The organism is Blautia sp. AM23-13AC (assembly GCF_003435675.1).
Lineage (GTDB): Bacteria > Bacillota > Clostridia > Lachnospirales > Lachnospiraceae > Fusicatenibacter > Fusicatenibacter saccharivorans.
This window is the reverse complement of record NZ_QTUL01000005.1, coordinates 33,527-47,259: the sequence shown is the minus strand read 5'-3', so window position 1 is coordinate 47,259 and position 13,733 is coordinate 33,527. Positions and strand designations below refer to the sequence as shown.

At 52.8% G+C, this 13,733-nt stretch carries 10 protein-coding genes; 2 read left to right on the top strand and 8 right to left on the bottom strand.

Features of this window, described 5'->3' with window-relative positions; all coding sequences use genetic code 11:
• Nucleotides 1-4: 4 nt before the first annotated feature.
• Nucleotides 5-1,405, bottom strand: a complete 1,401-nt coding sequence (locus DW642_RS07625) for an L-fucose/L-arabinose isomerase family protein (protein WP_117509780.1) — start codon at nt 1,403-1,405, stop codon at nt 5-7.
• Nucleotides 1,406-1,756: 351 nt separating this feature from the next.
• Here DW642_RS07625 and DW642_RS07620 point away from each other — a divergent pair, with 351 nt between their 5' ends.
• A complete protein-coding gene (locus DW642_RS07620; RefSeq protein ID WP_117509779.1) occupies nt 1,757-2,770 on the top strand; it encodes a LacI family DNA-binding transcriptional regulator in 1,014 nt (337 codons plus the stop codon).
• Between the two features lie 140 nt (nt 2,771-2,910).
• Nucleotides 2,911-4,611, top strand: coding sequence for an ABC-ATPase domain-containing protein (locus tag DW642_RS07615; protein ID WP_117509778.1), 1,701 nt, complete (start codon nt 2,911-2,913; stop codon nt 4,609-4,611).
• Between the two features lie 109 nt (nt 4,612-4,720).
• Here DW642_RS07615 and DW642_RS07610 read toward each other — a convergent pair whose 3' ends face one another.
• From DW642_RS07610 to DW642_RS07580, 7 genes are all read right to left on the bottom strand, one after another.
• On the bottom strand, nt 4,721-6,130 hold the full coding sequence (locus DW642_RS07610) for a Sapep family Mn(2+)-dependent dipeptidase (RefSeq protein WP_117509777.1): 1,410 nt from the start codon (nt 6,128-6,130) through the stop codon (nt 4,721-4,723).
• Nucleotides 6,131-6,237: 107 nt separating this feature from the next.
• Complete coding sequence (locus DW642_RS07605; RefSeq protein ID WP_117509776.1) at nt 6,238-7,800, bottom strand: ABC transporter substrate-binding protein; 1,563 nt, start codon at nt 7,798-7,800, stop codon at nt 6,238-6,240.
• 71 nt (nt 7,801-7,871) lie between these two features.
• On the bottom strand, nt 7,872-8,639 hold the full coding sequence (locus DW642_RS07600; RefSeq protein WP_242991151.1) for an ABC transporter ATP-binding protein: 768 nt from the start codon (nt 8,637-8,639) through the stop codon (nt 7,872-7,874).
• A complete protein-coding gene (locus DW642_RS07595; RefSeq protein ID WP_117509775.1) occupies nt 8,632-9,468 on the bottom strand; it encodes an ABC transporter ATP-binding protein in 837 nt (278 codons plus the stop codon). The genes DW642_RS07600 and DW642_RS07595 overlap by 8 nt, the downstream gene beginning before the upstream one ends.
• A 36-nt stretch (nt 9,469-9,504) precedes the next feature.
• A complete protein-coding gene (gene nikC, locus DW642_RS07590) occupies nt 9,505-10,311 on the bottom strand; it encodes a nickel transporter permease (protein ID WP_055228100.1) in 807 nt (268 codons plus the stop codon).
• Entirely contained in the window at nt 10,308-11,249 is a 942-nt protein-coding gene (locus DW642_RS07585; protein WP_117509774.1) for an ABC transporter permease, read from the bottom strand. The genes nikC and DW642_RS07585 overlap by 4 nt, the downstream gene beginning before the upstream one ends.
• Nucleotides 11,250-11,259: 10 nt before the next feature.
• A complete protein-coding gene (locus tag DW642_RS07580) occupies nt 11,260-13,728 on the bottom strand; it encodes a methyltransferase domain-containing protein (protein ID WP_117509887.1) in 2,469 nt (822 codons plus the stop codon).
• Between the last annotated feature and the right edge of the window lie 5 nt (nt 13,729-13,733).

The window sequence follows — 13,733 nt, the reverse complement described above, 5'->3', positions numbered from 1 at the left end:
ATTTTCATTCTCCTCTTAAATATGCTTTGACATCTTCCTCGATCGGATCATATAAATCCGGGGCAATGCCGATGTATTTGCATGCTTCATACAGAACCGGCACAACGTTCTCGTGGATACCGACACAGTGGTGGATGTACGGTCCTTCCACGATTTTTGCCTCGAGGCGTTTCAGGTTCTGTACCTCAACCCATACGTAGGTTCCCTTCGTGTAAGGTCCCTCGACACCTTTTGCATTTCCAAGCAGCAGGGAGTACTCTCCGTTGTCTCCGTCGAAACGCGCCAGTGTCATTTCGCCTAATTTTGCCTGTGCCTCTACAGCTCCCGGATGACTGAATGCCAGAGGATAACCGATGGTCGGTTTTTCCTGTGCTACCGAGATTGGCCACGGTCCGCAGTGCTGCAGCAGCTCGCCGTTCTCGTTGTCCGGGTGGCGTACCGTCCAGTCTGCAAAGAAGCTTCTCTTATCGTTCAGGCCGGCAGCCTCTACCATCAGCGCCGTGATGGCTCCATGGATATCCGTCTCACAGACAACCGGGATTCCCTCTTCGTTCAAAAGGGAGTTTGCTGCGCACGGCATAATGCCGATCTCACCCTGCAGGGCATTCCAGCACTGGATGGCAATCGCATTGCAGGAATATTTTGCAGCCAGATTCTTCATGGCAACTTTCAGGGCCGCAACATTTTCCAGCTCTTCCGGTTTGATCTTTACGCACATATTGGTATTGCAGTAAGAAACGACGTTTGCTACCTCGGTTCCTTCTGCTTTTGCTTTTTTCATCTCTTCGGTCAGTTCCGGCAGCGGAATCGGAGAAAGCTGGATGTTGAATTTTTCCAGCAGCTCGCCCTCGTTGCACATGGTGGACCAGAAATCGAACGGACGCGGTCCGATCTGAAGGATTCTGGTGTGGCGGAAGGTATCTACCACATTACATACAGCAAGGAAATCCTTGATGCCGCGCTCAAATTCCGGATCGGTCAGACGGCAGTTCGTCATGTAGGTGAACGGAACACCAAAACGGCGCAGCACTTTTCCAGTTGCAAACAGGCCGCACTGGCTATCGCGGAGACGCACACCGTTCTCATCCGGTCTCTCATCGCGCGGTCCCCAGAGGAGTACCGGAAGCCCCATTTCCTTTGCCAGTCTTGCACAGACATATTCCGTTCCGAAGTTTCCGTGCGGGAAGAAAATTCCCTTTACGTTTTCACGGCGGAATTTCTCCTGGATTTTCTCACGGTCCGCCTCATCGTAAAACAGACCCTCCTCATTGATGTCTGTGATATCGACAAATTCAACGCCGAGCTCTTTTAAACGCTCTCTCGTCAGGTTGGCGTATTTTACGGCATCCGGGGCACTGAAAATGCTTCTTCTCGTAGGTGCAAATCCGATCTTAATTGATTTCATATTCATTTCCTCCACTTAATTTTCTTTAAACTCTGCTAAATTATGTCTTGAATTTCCCTGTTCTTTATGGCTCTTATATTACTAAATTCTTTTGAACTTGTCAACATCTATTCAGCTTTATTAAATCTTTTTTAGTAATTTATACAAAAAAGAATGGCTGTTTTTATGCATTTCTTCATATTTCATTTTTTTACAGTTCAGAAGTTGACTTCTTTTTTAATTCATATTAAAATCAATGCATAAGTTTAATATTTTTCAGATAAATACTGAAATAAATTTCAACATCCCGCATGCACAAAACAAACGAAAGCACCATGCGGGCTGATTTTATCGAACAGGAGCTGAACTCTTATGAATATTTCTGCGAAAGAACTGGCAAAGCTGATCAACGTATCGCCTGCCACGGTTTCTATGGTTTTCAATAACAAACCCGGCATCAGCGATGCCACAAGAGAGCTGGTTTTAAAAACCGCAGCCGAGTATGGCTATGCGCCGAAAAAAACTGAAGCCTCCGGCGCTTCCTCCCGCATTATTCAGCTGGTCAATTATAAAAAGCACGGAAAGGTCGCTGCCGACACGCCGTTTTTCTCCCAGCTGACCGAAGGAATCTCCACCGAATGCACCCGCCAGGGCTGTGCGCTTCATATCTCCTATTTTTATGAGACCATGGATATTGACAGCCAGCTCGATGCACTCCGCGCTGTGGACTGTGAGGGCATTCTTCTTCTTGCAACCGAAATGGCTCCGTCCGATTTCCGCAAGTTCCGCGATTTTTCTGTTCCGATCGTTGTCGTGGACTGCTATTACGATGAGCTCGATTACGACTGCGTTCTGATCAACAACATTCAGGGGGCGTTCAACGCCACGAATTATCTGATTCAGTGCGGACACAAAAACGTGGGCTACTTTCACTCGAGCCTCGACATCAGCAACTTCTCCGAACGCGCCGACGGCTACTACAAAGCGCTCCGTGCAAACGGCATCAGCACCTCGCATCCATATGTTCACCTGGTTTCCCCGACCTCGGACGAAGGCTACCGCGACATGCTGCGCCTTCTCGAATCGAAAGCTCCGATCGCGGATGCCTACTTTGCCGATAATGACATCATCGCGGCGGCCGCCATGCGTGCACTGCGTGAAAACGGCTACCGCATCCCGGAGGATGTCTCCATCATCGGCTTTGATGACGTTCCGATGTGCGATATGATGGTTCCGCCGCTTTCCACCATGAAGGTCAGAAAACGCGAGCTTGGCGCCACTGCCGTCCAGCGCCTGCTTGACCGCGTGGCCGATCCGAAACGCGAATGTCTGAAAATGTGCATGGCAACCAAGCTGGTGAAGCGCCAGAGTGTTTCCAGACGTTAAAGCTTTTTGGATGAGGCTGTCGTCCAGCGCGTGTCTGAAAAATCATTTCCGCAAACCGGAACTCGCAGCTTGCGAAAAGCCTTTCTCAGACACGCTCTGTACGGCAGCCTCACCTTTTTATTTTGAAAGGAGTTTTTTTCATGCAATCTGCAAATGACCTGAAACAGCTTTTATTCAGTATCAATCACAAAAGCTATCCCGCCTATAAATCTACCCGCGGTGCCTATCAGTTTCCGCGCTACACACTCTCCATCGACCACGTGCAGGGCGATCCGTTCGCCGCTCCATCGCGCGTCAGCGTTCATGTGAATGGAAGAACTGCCGCTTTCCCGGCATCACTCTATGATACGTATGAAAAGCGCGCCGCCCTCCAGGATTACCTGCTGCGCCAGTTTGCGCGCGCTATCGCACCGTATTCGTTCCGCGCAAAGGGCTCCGGCAAAAGTGGTCTGCTTGGGATAAGCCGCTGCGGGCAGGAAATTCTTGAGCGTACTGCCTGTGTTCTGAATCCTTCCGACGGCAGTCTTATCGTCAACATGGAAATCGGCTTTCCGGCTAACGGCCGCACCATCGCCTCGCAGGAGCTGATCCGTATTCTTTTCGACTTTCTGCCCGGCTGCGTGGAAAAATCGCTGTTCTACCGTGCTCTGGATCCGAAAGCATGCGCCAATGTCGCCTATCTCTGTGAGGACCAGCAGGCGATCCGTTCCGCATTAAAAGAAAAAGGGCTTACTGCCTTCATCGCCGACGGCTCCATTCTCCCGCGCGAGACCGGTGTTTCCGATCTGCCGATGAAGCACGCCGTTCCGTTTATCTCACCGGAATCCCTGCGCGTTACCCTCGATCTTCCAAACCGCGGACCCGTTTCCGGCATGGGAATTCCACTCGGTGTCACACTGATCGTAGGCGGAGGCTTCCACGGAAAATCTACCCTGCTGCAGGCGCTTGAGCGCGGCGTATACAACCACATCGCCGGGGACGGCCGTGAATATGTCATCACCGATGCAAGCGCCGGAAAGCTCCGCTCCGAGGACTCCAGAAGCATCAGCAACGTCGATATCTCCCTCTTCATCCACAATCTTCCCGGAAAGAGTGATACGACTTCATTCTCGACCGCCGATGCCAGCGGAAGCACCTCGCAGGCTGCCAACGTGATCGAGGGCATCGAATCCGGCACGAGCCTCTTTCTGATCGATGAGGATACGTCCGCCACCAACTTTATGGTGCGCGATGAGCTGATGCAGCGCGTCGTTGCCGACAGCGAGGAACCGATCACACCGTTTATCAGCCGCGTAAGGGATCTGTATGAGAAGCTCGGGATCTCGTCCATTCTTGTTGCCGGAAGCTCCGGTTCTTACTTCCACGTGGCAGACACTGTCATTCAGATGAAAGAATACGTTCCTTATGACATTACGGATCGCGCAAAAACCACAGCCGCGGAATTTCCGCCGTTTACTGCCTCCGTACGCCCTTTTTCCGTTCCAGCCTTCCATCGCTGCCCGCAGCCGGGTAAAGGCCTGACGGGAAGTGACCGCACGAAAGTCAAAGTGATGGGACGGGAATCCATCCTCATCAACAAATCTCTGACGGATCTGCGCGCCGTGGAACAGCTCACGGACAGTGAACAGCTGAACGGGCTGGCTGCGCTTCTTTTAGAAGCAGCGGAGCACAAGATGGACGGAAGAAAAACACTGGTGCAGGTGGTGGACCTGCTGGAAAAACAGATGGATGAAAAAGGCCTCTCTTCGCTTCTCGCTCCTGGAAGACCCAGCGACCTGGCACGGCCGAGACGGCAGGAAATCTTTGCATGCCTGAACCGGTGCAGGGAACTGCGGTTCTGAGAAAATTTGTAACAATTCAGAGCCATAAAAAATCTTCAGGCAAACCTTGTTCTTTTCAGAATCTATCGGTTTGGCTGAAGATCTTTTTTATCTTTTATTTTTCAATTATTTATTCCCCACAAATCCGCACAATCGCCTCCGCGAAGATCACAACGCATTCTTTCAGGCATTCGATTTCCACGAACTCGTCTGCTCCGTGCATACGGTTGTCGACTTCAAGGTCTGCGCATCCAAACGCAACACCGTTTTTCAGATGATGCACATACGTTCCGCCGCCGATCGCAAATGGTTTGCCTGGTTTTCCAGTGACATCCGTGTAGCACTGCAGCAGGGTCTGGACAAACGGGCTGTCGGCCGGGACGTGGTGTGGTGGGAACATTCCGCTGCCTTCCATGGAGAAGCCGCCTTTTTTCATGTTCTGCCCGGCGGTATCGTACAGGTTTTCTTTTGTCGCGCAGATCGGGGCGCGGCAGTCGTAGGAACCGGTCAGGGTTTTGCCGTCGTAGTTCATGAGGTCGAGGCTTAAGGTGAGCTCGCCGGACTCTTCATCTGACATGGCGACACCGAGGCCTGCGCCTTTGCCGTCGCCGTGCGGGTAAACTTTTGCAAGGAAACTGATGTCGTTTTTCAGTTCACTCTCTTCCATTCCAACGGATGCGAGAAGCTGCAGCAGTGCGGTCAGTGCGTTGTTACCCATTTCCGGGGTGGATGCGTGGGCGAAGGCACCGCAGGCGGTGATTTTTATATTGCCGTTTTCGGTGTCTTCCAGAACGAAGGAAACGCCGGTCTTCTGCTCAGTCTCGTCAGCGCAGGTTTTCAGGTCTTCTTTTTCCATGCCGGCAAGCTCTGCATATGCTTTGCCTGGTACAACGTTCAGTTTGGTGCCGGCCTGTAAGGATACGAGGCGCACGCCTGTCGTTCCGGCATCGGATGTTTTTTCGAAGTGGCCGCGCATGCCGCCTTTTTCAATGTTGATGACCGGGAATTCGGCATCCGGTGAGAAGGTGCATGGTGCTTCCACTTCTTTCTTATAATAATATTCGAGGTCAGAGCTTCCACACTCCTCGTCGGAACCGAGGACAAGACGGACATTTTTCTTTAATGGGTAACCGAGTTCTTTGACAGCGCGCATTGCGTAGATAGCTGCGATCGCCGGTCCTTTGTCGTCTGCGGTTCCGCGGCCGAACATTTTTCCTTCTTTGATGAGCGGGGTGAATGGATCGGTCTCCTGCCAGCCTTCGCCTGCCGGTACGACATCGAGATGGGCGAGAATATCAAGGCCCTTTTCTTCCTGATTAAAGTCAGCTGCAATCGCGTAGTTGTCGTAGTTGGTTACGGCAAAGCCGTATTTTTCCAGAATTTCGATTCCCTGCGCCAGTGCTTCTGCCGCCGGTGCGCCGAATGGTTTGCCTGGCTCTGCCGCCTGTTTTTCGCTTGGAATCCGGATCAGGCTTTTCAGATCCTCGATCATTTCGGATTCGTGGTTTTCAATATATGTTCTCAATTCTTCTTTCCGCATCGTAACTTCTCCTTTTCTCTTCTCTGGCACCGTCGCAGTGCCGTTCTTTTCCTATCATAACGCAGAAAGAGCAGAAAATCCACATTTTCTGCTCTTTTACCAAATAATCATTTGTTTTTGTCCAAATTGACTGTAATTTCATAATAATCGCACGGATGCGCCGTAAGCCCCGTCACGCCCTCGCCGGATACCATCGACATTTTGAGGTGTGATGCGAAGAAAAACATGTGGTCATCCAGCAGCGTCTGCGTCATCTCGATGGCCAGTTCAGTTCGTTTTTCGGTATCAAACTCGCCGCTTAACTGCTGCTCCAGCATCTCGAGTGTCTCACTGTAATAACCGCCGCGGTTCTTGGAGGAATCCTGCAGGCAGTGCGTTGTAAAGAAATACTCGGGATCGCCCGTCGGTGCGCTGACAAATGCGCTTACATAAACATCCCAGTTTCCTTTTTTCAGCAGTTCCAGATGATTTGCCGTGCACTGGATCTGTACTTCGATTCCGATTTTCTTCAGCGATGCCTGTGCACTCTCCGCGAGAAGCGGCAGTTCCTGGCGGCTCGGATACGTGAGCCAGCAGATGGTCAGGCGTTTTCCGTCTTTTTCCACGTAACCGTCGCCGTCCTCATCGGTCCAGCCTGCTTCAGCCAGCAGTTCTCTGGAATGCTCAAGATCATAGGACTCCTCCTGCACTTTGCTGTCGCCGAATGCAAAGTAAGAGGGGAACGGGCCTTCCGCCACGCTTCCGTTTCCTTCCATCAGCGTATTCACAAAGCCCTCACGGTCGATCGCTCCGATGACTGCCTCGCGCACGCGGTCGTCCTGCAGCACCCCGGATGATCCGTTGAACTGTCCGAAGAAGGTACGCGACGTATCCGCCGAAGAAATCGTGTATGGTTCATCGCGGAACAGGATCAGATTGGAATACGGCAGGCCGTACGCCGCGTCGAGCTCGCCTGACTGTAACGCCATCGTCATCGTATCGCCGTCGCGGATCGTTTTTACTTCGATCCGGTCGAGCTTTGGCGTTCCGTTCCAGTAATTGTCATTTTTCACGAGCGTCAGTCCCTGATCCGTCTCCACCTGTACTGCGCGGTACGGGCCGGTTCCGGCGACATTGCCGTCATCCGTCACACCTGCCTGCATATCAATGATGCATCCATATGGGTCAGACAAATAATTCAGAAGCGCCGGGACAGGCTGTTCGGTGTGAATCGTTACGATCAGGCCGTCTGCCTCGATGCTCTCAATTTTCAGATCCCCCCGTGCACGGTCATGTACTGCGGTCAGATCCTCGAGACATTCTTTGACCGCCTCCGCGTCGAGAGTGCGCCCACTCGTAAAGGAGATGCCTTCATGCAGTGTAATCCGCCATGTCGTATCGTCCACAAGCTCATAGCTTTCTGCCAGCCATGGCTCGATCTCCATAGAATCGGAATAATGAAACAGCGTCTCACCGATCCCATAGCGGATACACGCCCAGCCGGAATAGCCGTTGTGCGGGTTGACATCGGACTCGTCGTTTTCGGCGTTGAATGTCGTGTCACCGTATACGAAAACTTTTTCATCTGTACCATCTGCCGCTGTGCTCTGACAACCGGAAAACAGTACCACCGCCAGAATGCCGCACAAAACATATGCAATTTTTTTCCTTCTGCCGTTCTTTCTCTGCATTCTGTACTTCTCCTGTTTTCGCAAATGGCACCACCATTTCTGCTGTCTGATTTTCTGTTTCAACAGTTTTCTCACAGACTATACTCCATCAACAGTTTCGTGTATTCCTCTTTCGGGTACTCCAATACCTCCCGCGTCTCCCCCTGCTCCACGATTTTTCCCTGCCGCATGACAATCACACGGCTGCAGAGTTCCCGCACCAGCGCAAGGTCGTGGCCGATCCACAGCATCGCAAGTCCTTCTTCCCGCTGCAGTTTTTTCAGCAGTTGAACGATCTGCGCCTGTACCGCCGCATCGAGCGCACTCGTTGCCTCGTCGCAGATCAGAAGAGACGGCTGCACAGCAAGAGCCCGCGCAATTGCGGCTCTCTGGCACTCTCCGCCGCTCGTCTCGCGGGGATAGCGCATCGCCGTTTCCGAACTAAGTTCCACTTTTTTCAGCAGCTCCGGCAGATGAAGACACGCCTCTTTCCGGCTCATTCCCTGATTCCGAAAAGCTTCCAGAATCCCGGTTTCGAGCGTCTGCATTGGATCGAAGGAATCCTGCGGGGTCTGGAAGACCATCTGTATTTTCCGGTAAACTTCGCGCTGCCGCCTGCCTTTTCTTCCGAGGATTTCCTCGCCTTCCAACAGAACGCTGCCTGCACCCGCCTGGACCAATCCGGTGATCAGACGGGCCGTCGTGCTTTTTCCGCATCCGCTCTCCCCGATCAGGCCAAGACATTCCCCCGCATCCAGTGTGAAGCTGATGCCGTCCACGGCGGCAAATTCCGTTTCCCGGCCGGTTCCAGCAAAGTTTTTGCTTAAGTTGTTTACTTCCAGCATGTTATGATTATGCATCGTTCTTCCCTCTTCCCGGCACAGCCGCAAGGAGATTTTTTGTATATTCGTCCTTTGGGTGATCGAAAACCGTCCTTGTCTCCCCCTGCTCCACGATGTTTCCATCCTTCAAAACAGCAACCCGGTCTGCCATCTGCTCGAGAACCGCAAGATTGTGCGTCACCAGCACCATCCCCGTCTGCTCTTTCTGCTGCAACGCCTGAAGCTCCCGCAGCACCTGCGCCTGCGAAACCACATCGAGTGCACTCGTCGGCTCGTCCGCCAGAAGAAGCGACGGATGCAGCAGCATTGCGAGCGCAATCCCGACGCGCTGGTTCATGCCGCCGGAGAGCGACGATGGATAGCTGTTCCAGATCGTCTCGCCATCCGAAAGCCCCATATCCACAAATCGCCGGAGCGTCATATCTTTGATTTCTCTGCGGCTTTTTCTGCCAGACATTCCCCCAGAAATCGGGGTGATGAATCCGCAGCGTTTCTCATGGGCGCGCACGCTTTCACAGATCTGTGCTCCGATTTTCCGGGTCGGACAGAGTGATGCCCCTGTATTCTGGAAAATCATACCAATTTCTGAACCGCACAGACTCCGCAGCTTCTTTTCGGACATGCCCGTCAGCTCCTCTCCGCGAAATGTGATCTGCCCGCCGGTGATGGAACCATTCTTTCCCATCAGCCGCAGGATCGCTCGCAGCAAGGTACTTTTTCCACTGCCCGACTCCCCGGCGATGCCGACGATTTCTCCTTTTTCGACGGAAAAACAGATGTTATTTAAAATTTGCTCCCCCTCATAACAGACAGAAAGGCCGCTGATTTCCAGCAGTTTTTCGCTCATGTTTTTGCTCCCTTTGTTTCCATTTTCGTTTGCCCCTTATCCCTGATCCACCGTTTTCCGTACCGCCTCACCAAGCAGATTGCAGACAAGAACGGTCAGAAAAATCGCCAGTCCCGGCGCCAGAATGACCCAGGGCGCGGTCTGCAGCATACTTCTTCCGTTGCTCATCATCGCTCCCCACTCCGCCGACGGCGCTTCCGCACCAAGGCCGAGGAAGGACAGACCCGCGATTTCCAGCATCATCGTTCCGATATCAAGCACCGCTGTGACAATCGTCTGCCCCGCAAGATTCGGCAGAATATGGCGTCCGATCATCTTCCATGTTCCGTTTCCTGTAAGGCGCGCCGCCGCGATGAACGGCATGTGTTTCAATGCCAGCACACGGTTCCGCGCAAGCCGTGCATATTTCGGCCAGGAAACAAGGATCAGCGACACAACGGCTCCCGTCATGCCGCTCTGCAGAACGCCGGAAAATGCGATTGCAAATACCATACCCGGAAAGGCCAGAAAAATATCGGAGATCTGCATCAGAACCGTATCCGTTTTACCTTCCAGCCAGCCGCTGAAAATTCCGGCGAGTGTTCCGATCAGAGCGCTTGCCGCAACGACAAGAAGTGCTGAAAAAATACTGACCCGCGCGCCGGAGAGAATCCTTGAAAACAGATCTCTTCCATAGCGGTCCGTCCCCATCCAGTGCGCCGCGGACGGCGGAAGAAGGGACAGTTCCAGATTCTGCTCATACGGATCGTACGGTGCCAGATGGGCCGCACACGCGGCAAACAGCAGCAGCGCACCGGCGAGGATGCCATAAAAAAGGATCTTTCTTTTCTGTTCTTTTTTCATCGCATTCCCTCCAGCTTCGCCCGCGGGTCCAGTGCACCCATCAGCAGATCAGCAATGAGATGCAGCAGCAGATAGATCGCCGCCATCCACACCAGATATGCCTGAATCACGGGAATATCGTGCATGGAAACGGCATCCACGGCCATTTTTCCGACACCATTCCACATGAAAATCGTCTCAACGATGGCGGTTCCTCCAAGCAGCGAACCGGCGGATAAGAATAGCAGCGTGACCATCCGAAGCAGCACGGATTTTAATACATTTCCAAACAGAATCCGGTTTTCACTTAACCCACGTGCCCGTGCACCCGCCACGTACTCCTGCTCCAGCTCTGCAAGCACGGCAGAACGCACCTGACGGGTGTATTTTGCCGTCATCGAAACCGCAAGCGTCGCCGCCGGAAGCACACAGCTTTTCCATCCCTTTCCCATACTGAGAACCGGAAAAAGATTCCATTTCAGCGAAAAGAAAGACAAGAGAAGAAGTGCAGTGAAAAACCCCGGAAACGAATTACCTGCAAAGCAGAACAGGCTGATACTGCGGTCCGCCCACGTATTCTGATATTTTGCACTTAAGATACCGAGCGGAAACGAAAGACAGACCGTCATGGCAAGCGCCAGCGCCGCAAGTGCAATCGTTGCGGGCAGTTTTTCGCAGAAGCTTGCAAGCACCGGTTTGCCGGAAACGTACGACTCCCCGAAGTCACCGCGCAGGGCGTTTTTCAGCCATTGCAGGTACTGGACAGCTTTCGGCTCATTCAGTCCCAGCTCCTCCCGCATCGCTTCTTTTTCCGCCTCCGACATCACGCCGCCGCTGCTGCTCTCTTTTAAATCCACCGCATCGACCGAGGAAAGTCCCGTCAGCAGAAAAGCGAGAATCGTCACGCCGAGGAATACCGGAATCAGGCGAAGCAGTCGTTTTAACAGATATTTTTTCACAAATACTCCTTTACTGCTTCACGGCACAAATCGAAAACATCGGTGCCGGGTTATAGAACTCGTCTTTTTCCAGATAAATGCGTTTTCCAAGGCTCGTATCAATGCGGATTTCTCCCGCTGTGTTTTCGCACAGCACCGCCACATCGTACGCCGGCCGGTTTTTGCGGCTGATCGGGAGCTGTGATTTGATCCGTTCGCACTCTTCGAGCATCTCGTTTCCAACCTTGAAATGGGCATGCGCCTCCGGAAGTCCCTTCGTATCGGCAACATCTTCTTTTCCGTAATTGGCATCGAAGTTCAGCAGCACACCGCCCGTTTTCAGCACACGCATCCACTCGCCGTAAGCATGCTCCGCATTCGGCAGCGTCCACGTCAGGTTTCGGGAAATGACAACATCGAACGTTTCATCCGCAAACATCGGATTTTCCGCGTCCATGACCTGGAAGCAGCAGTCGGCATTCTCTTCTTCGGCAAGCTGGATTGCATTCTCAATCATCTCCGGTGTCAGGTCGATGCCGAAGACCTCGTGGCCCTCTTTTGCCAGCAGGATCGAGAAAAATCCGGCTCCGCAGCCCACATCAAGGATCTTTAACCGTCTTCCCGCCGGGATCTGTTTTTCAATCTCTTTCATCCAGCGCTTCGCAATCGGGTTTGCAAGTTCGGAGCGTCTCTGCTCTAAAAAGCTCTCGCTCCGTTTCTCCCAGTAATGGACAATCTGCTCTTTGCGGTCGTCGTACTCCGGCTCGCGCACAATTCTTCCGTAAGCAACGACAGGGCCCCCTTCTGTTACCTGCAGACTGCCCGTCTGGTACAACACTACACCGGTGTACTCGGCACGGCACGTCTCACGGAGTTTTCCATTATAATCACGGATCGTTCCGAGCAGTGCGCCCTCTGCAACCATATCGCCCGGTTTTGCCGCCGGATACCAGAGGCCGTCTTCGGAAGCCGCCTGATAGCAGACATCCGTCACTTCCATCGGCACGTAGTTCCGCACATCGCGGCGGATCTGATACATGCCGAGGCTGCTTAAGATATTGCGCACATCACGCTTGTCGGAATTGACCTCCTCGGAAGTCCAGGCTCCCATGCCGCCGCGCTCTAAGAGGATGCTCGCGATGCCCTTGGACGCCGCGTAGTTGTACGCTCCGCCTGATGACACCAGGGAACGCACCATGTACGGAACATCCACCTGCTCCGCCATTTTCCGCGAAACTTCTGTCACCTCCTGCGCCGCTTTTCCGGCGTAATAGACATACGGCGTCAATGCTTCGAAATCATCGCCACTGTGGAGATCAATATAATAATCCACCTTCGGATAAACTTCTTTCGTAATGGCCCACGCCAGCCGCTCCATCTCGGTTCCGTTTGGATTGCCCGGAAATACACGGTTCAGGTTTTTGCCATCGGAAAGTCCGAGACTGCCCGCACGGTTTTCAAAAGCAGGACGGTTTAAGACCTTTAAAATCACGATCGTTCCAACCGTTTTTTCCGGCTGAAGCTCCGCTCCCAGTTCCACACACGCCTGAATGCCGACGTATTCACCGGAATGAACGCCGCCGGTGATCAGCATTGTTTTTCCCGGAAGTTTTCCACAGATAATCGTTCCCGGAAGCACGATATCCCCATTCGCAAAGGAGATATCCCCCTGATATTTTTCGCCGCGGCGGACGGTCACATCACCAAGCTGGAAAGACTGCTCTGCGCTTTTTTCCGCGCGCACCAGAAACATCGGTGTCGATGCATAGTTCAGTCTCTCTTCCTCGCTCCAGACGCGCTTCCAGATTTCGGAATCGGTCTGGATGGAACAGACGCCGAGGGATTCGAGCACCTTCGTATCCCACGCCGGCCGTTCCATCGTAGAGAGCGGCACCTGGCGCGCAATGTTTTCCATGCGGTCAATGTCCGTGCACAGATAATGGTCGTCGAGCTGCTGCTCTTCCACTTTCTTCCGGTCTGCCTCGTACGCTTCTTTTTTCTCCTCGTCATAGAGATAACCGTACCAGTTCGCATCAAAATTGAGCAACACGCCGCCCGGTTTCAGGACACGCATCCACTCTTGGTATGCCTGCTCCGGCTTTTCCAGATTCCAGGTCAGATTTCTGGAAATGACAACATCAAAGGTCTCATCCGCAAACTCCAGATTCTGTGCATCCATCCGCTGCAGCGTCACGCGCTCCAGACCGTATTTCGTATATTTTCCCAGATTCTCTTTCGCCTTTTCCAGCATCTCCTCCGTGTAGTCAACAGCCGCCACCGTATAACCTGCCTCCGACAAAATCATCGGGAAGAATCCCGGGCCGGTTCCGATATCGAGAATCTTCATCTCTTCTTTCTTTTTCTCTGGAAACTGCTCCTCTAATACATGCAGCCACGCTTCTCTCTGGCTTCCCGCCAGTTCTTTTTCATTGACCTCAGAATACCCCTCCGCACGGGTTCCCCAGTAGGAGGCAATTTCCTGTAATAATTCCTGTTCCATATCTT

Excerpts from the sequence above, each read along its gene's own strand:
- DW642_RS07625 (WP_117509780.1), bottom strand. The coding sequence starts at position 1,405 with ATGAAATCAATTAAGATCGGATTTGCACCTACGAGAAGAAGCATTTTC.
- DW642_RS07620 (WP_117509779.1), top strand. The coding sequence starts at position 1,757 with ATGAATATTTCTGCGAAAGAACTGGCAAAGCTGATCAACGTATCGCCT.
- DW642_RS07615 (WP_117509778.1), top strand. The coding sequence starts at position 2,911 with ATGCAATCTGCAAATGACCTGAAACAGCTTTTATTCAGTATCAATCAC.
- DW642_RS07610 (WP_117509777.1), bottom strand. The coding sequence starts at position 6,130 with ATGCGGAAAGAAGAATTGAGAACATATATTGAAAACCACGAATCCGAA.
- DW642_RS07605 (WP_117509776.1), bottom strand. The coding sequence starts at position 7,800 with ATGCAGAGAAAGAACGGCAGAAGGAAAAAAATTGCATATGTTTTGTGC.
- DW642_RS07600 (WP_242991151.1), bottom strand. The coding sequence starts at position 8,639 with ATGCATAATCATAACATGCTGGAAGTAAACAACTTAAGCAAAAACTTT.
- DW642_RS07595 (WP_117509775.1), bottom strand. The coding sequence starts at position 9,468 with ATGAGCGAAAAACTGCTGGAAATCAGCGGCCTTTCTGTCTGTTATGAG.
- nikC (WP_055228100.1), bottom strand. The coding sequence starts at position 10,311 with ATGAAAAAAGAACAGAAAAGAAAGATCCTTTTTTATGGCATCCTCGCC.
- DW642_RS07580 (WP_117509887.1), bottom strand. The coding sequence starts at position 13,728 with ATGGAACAGGAATTATTACAGGAAATTGCCTCCTACTGGGGAACCCGT.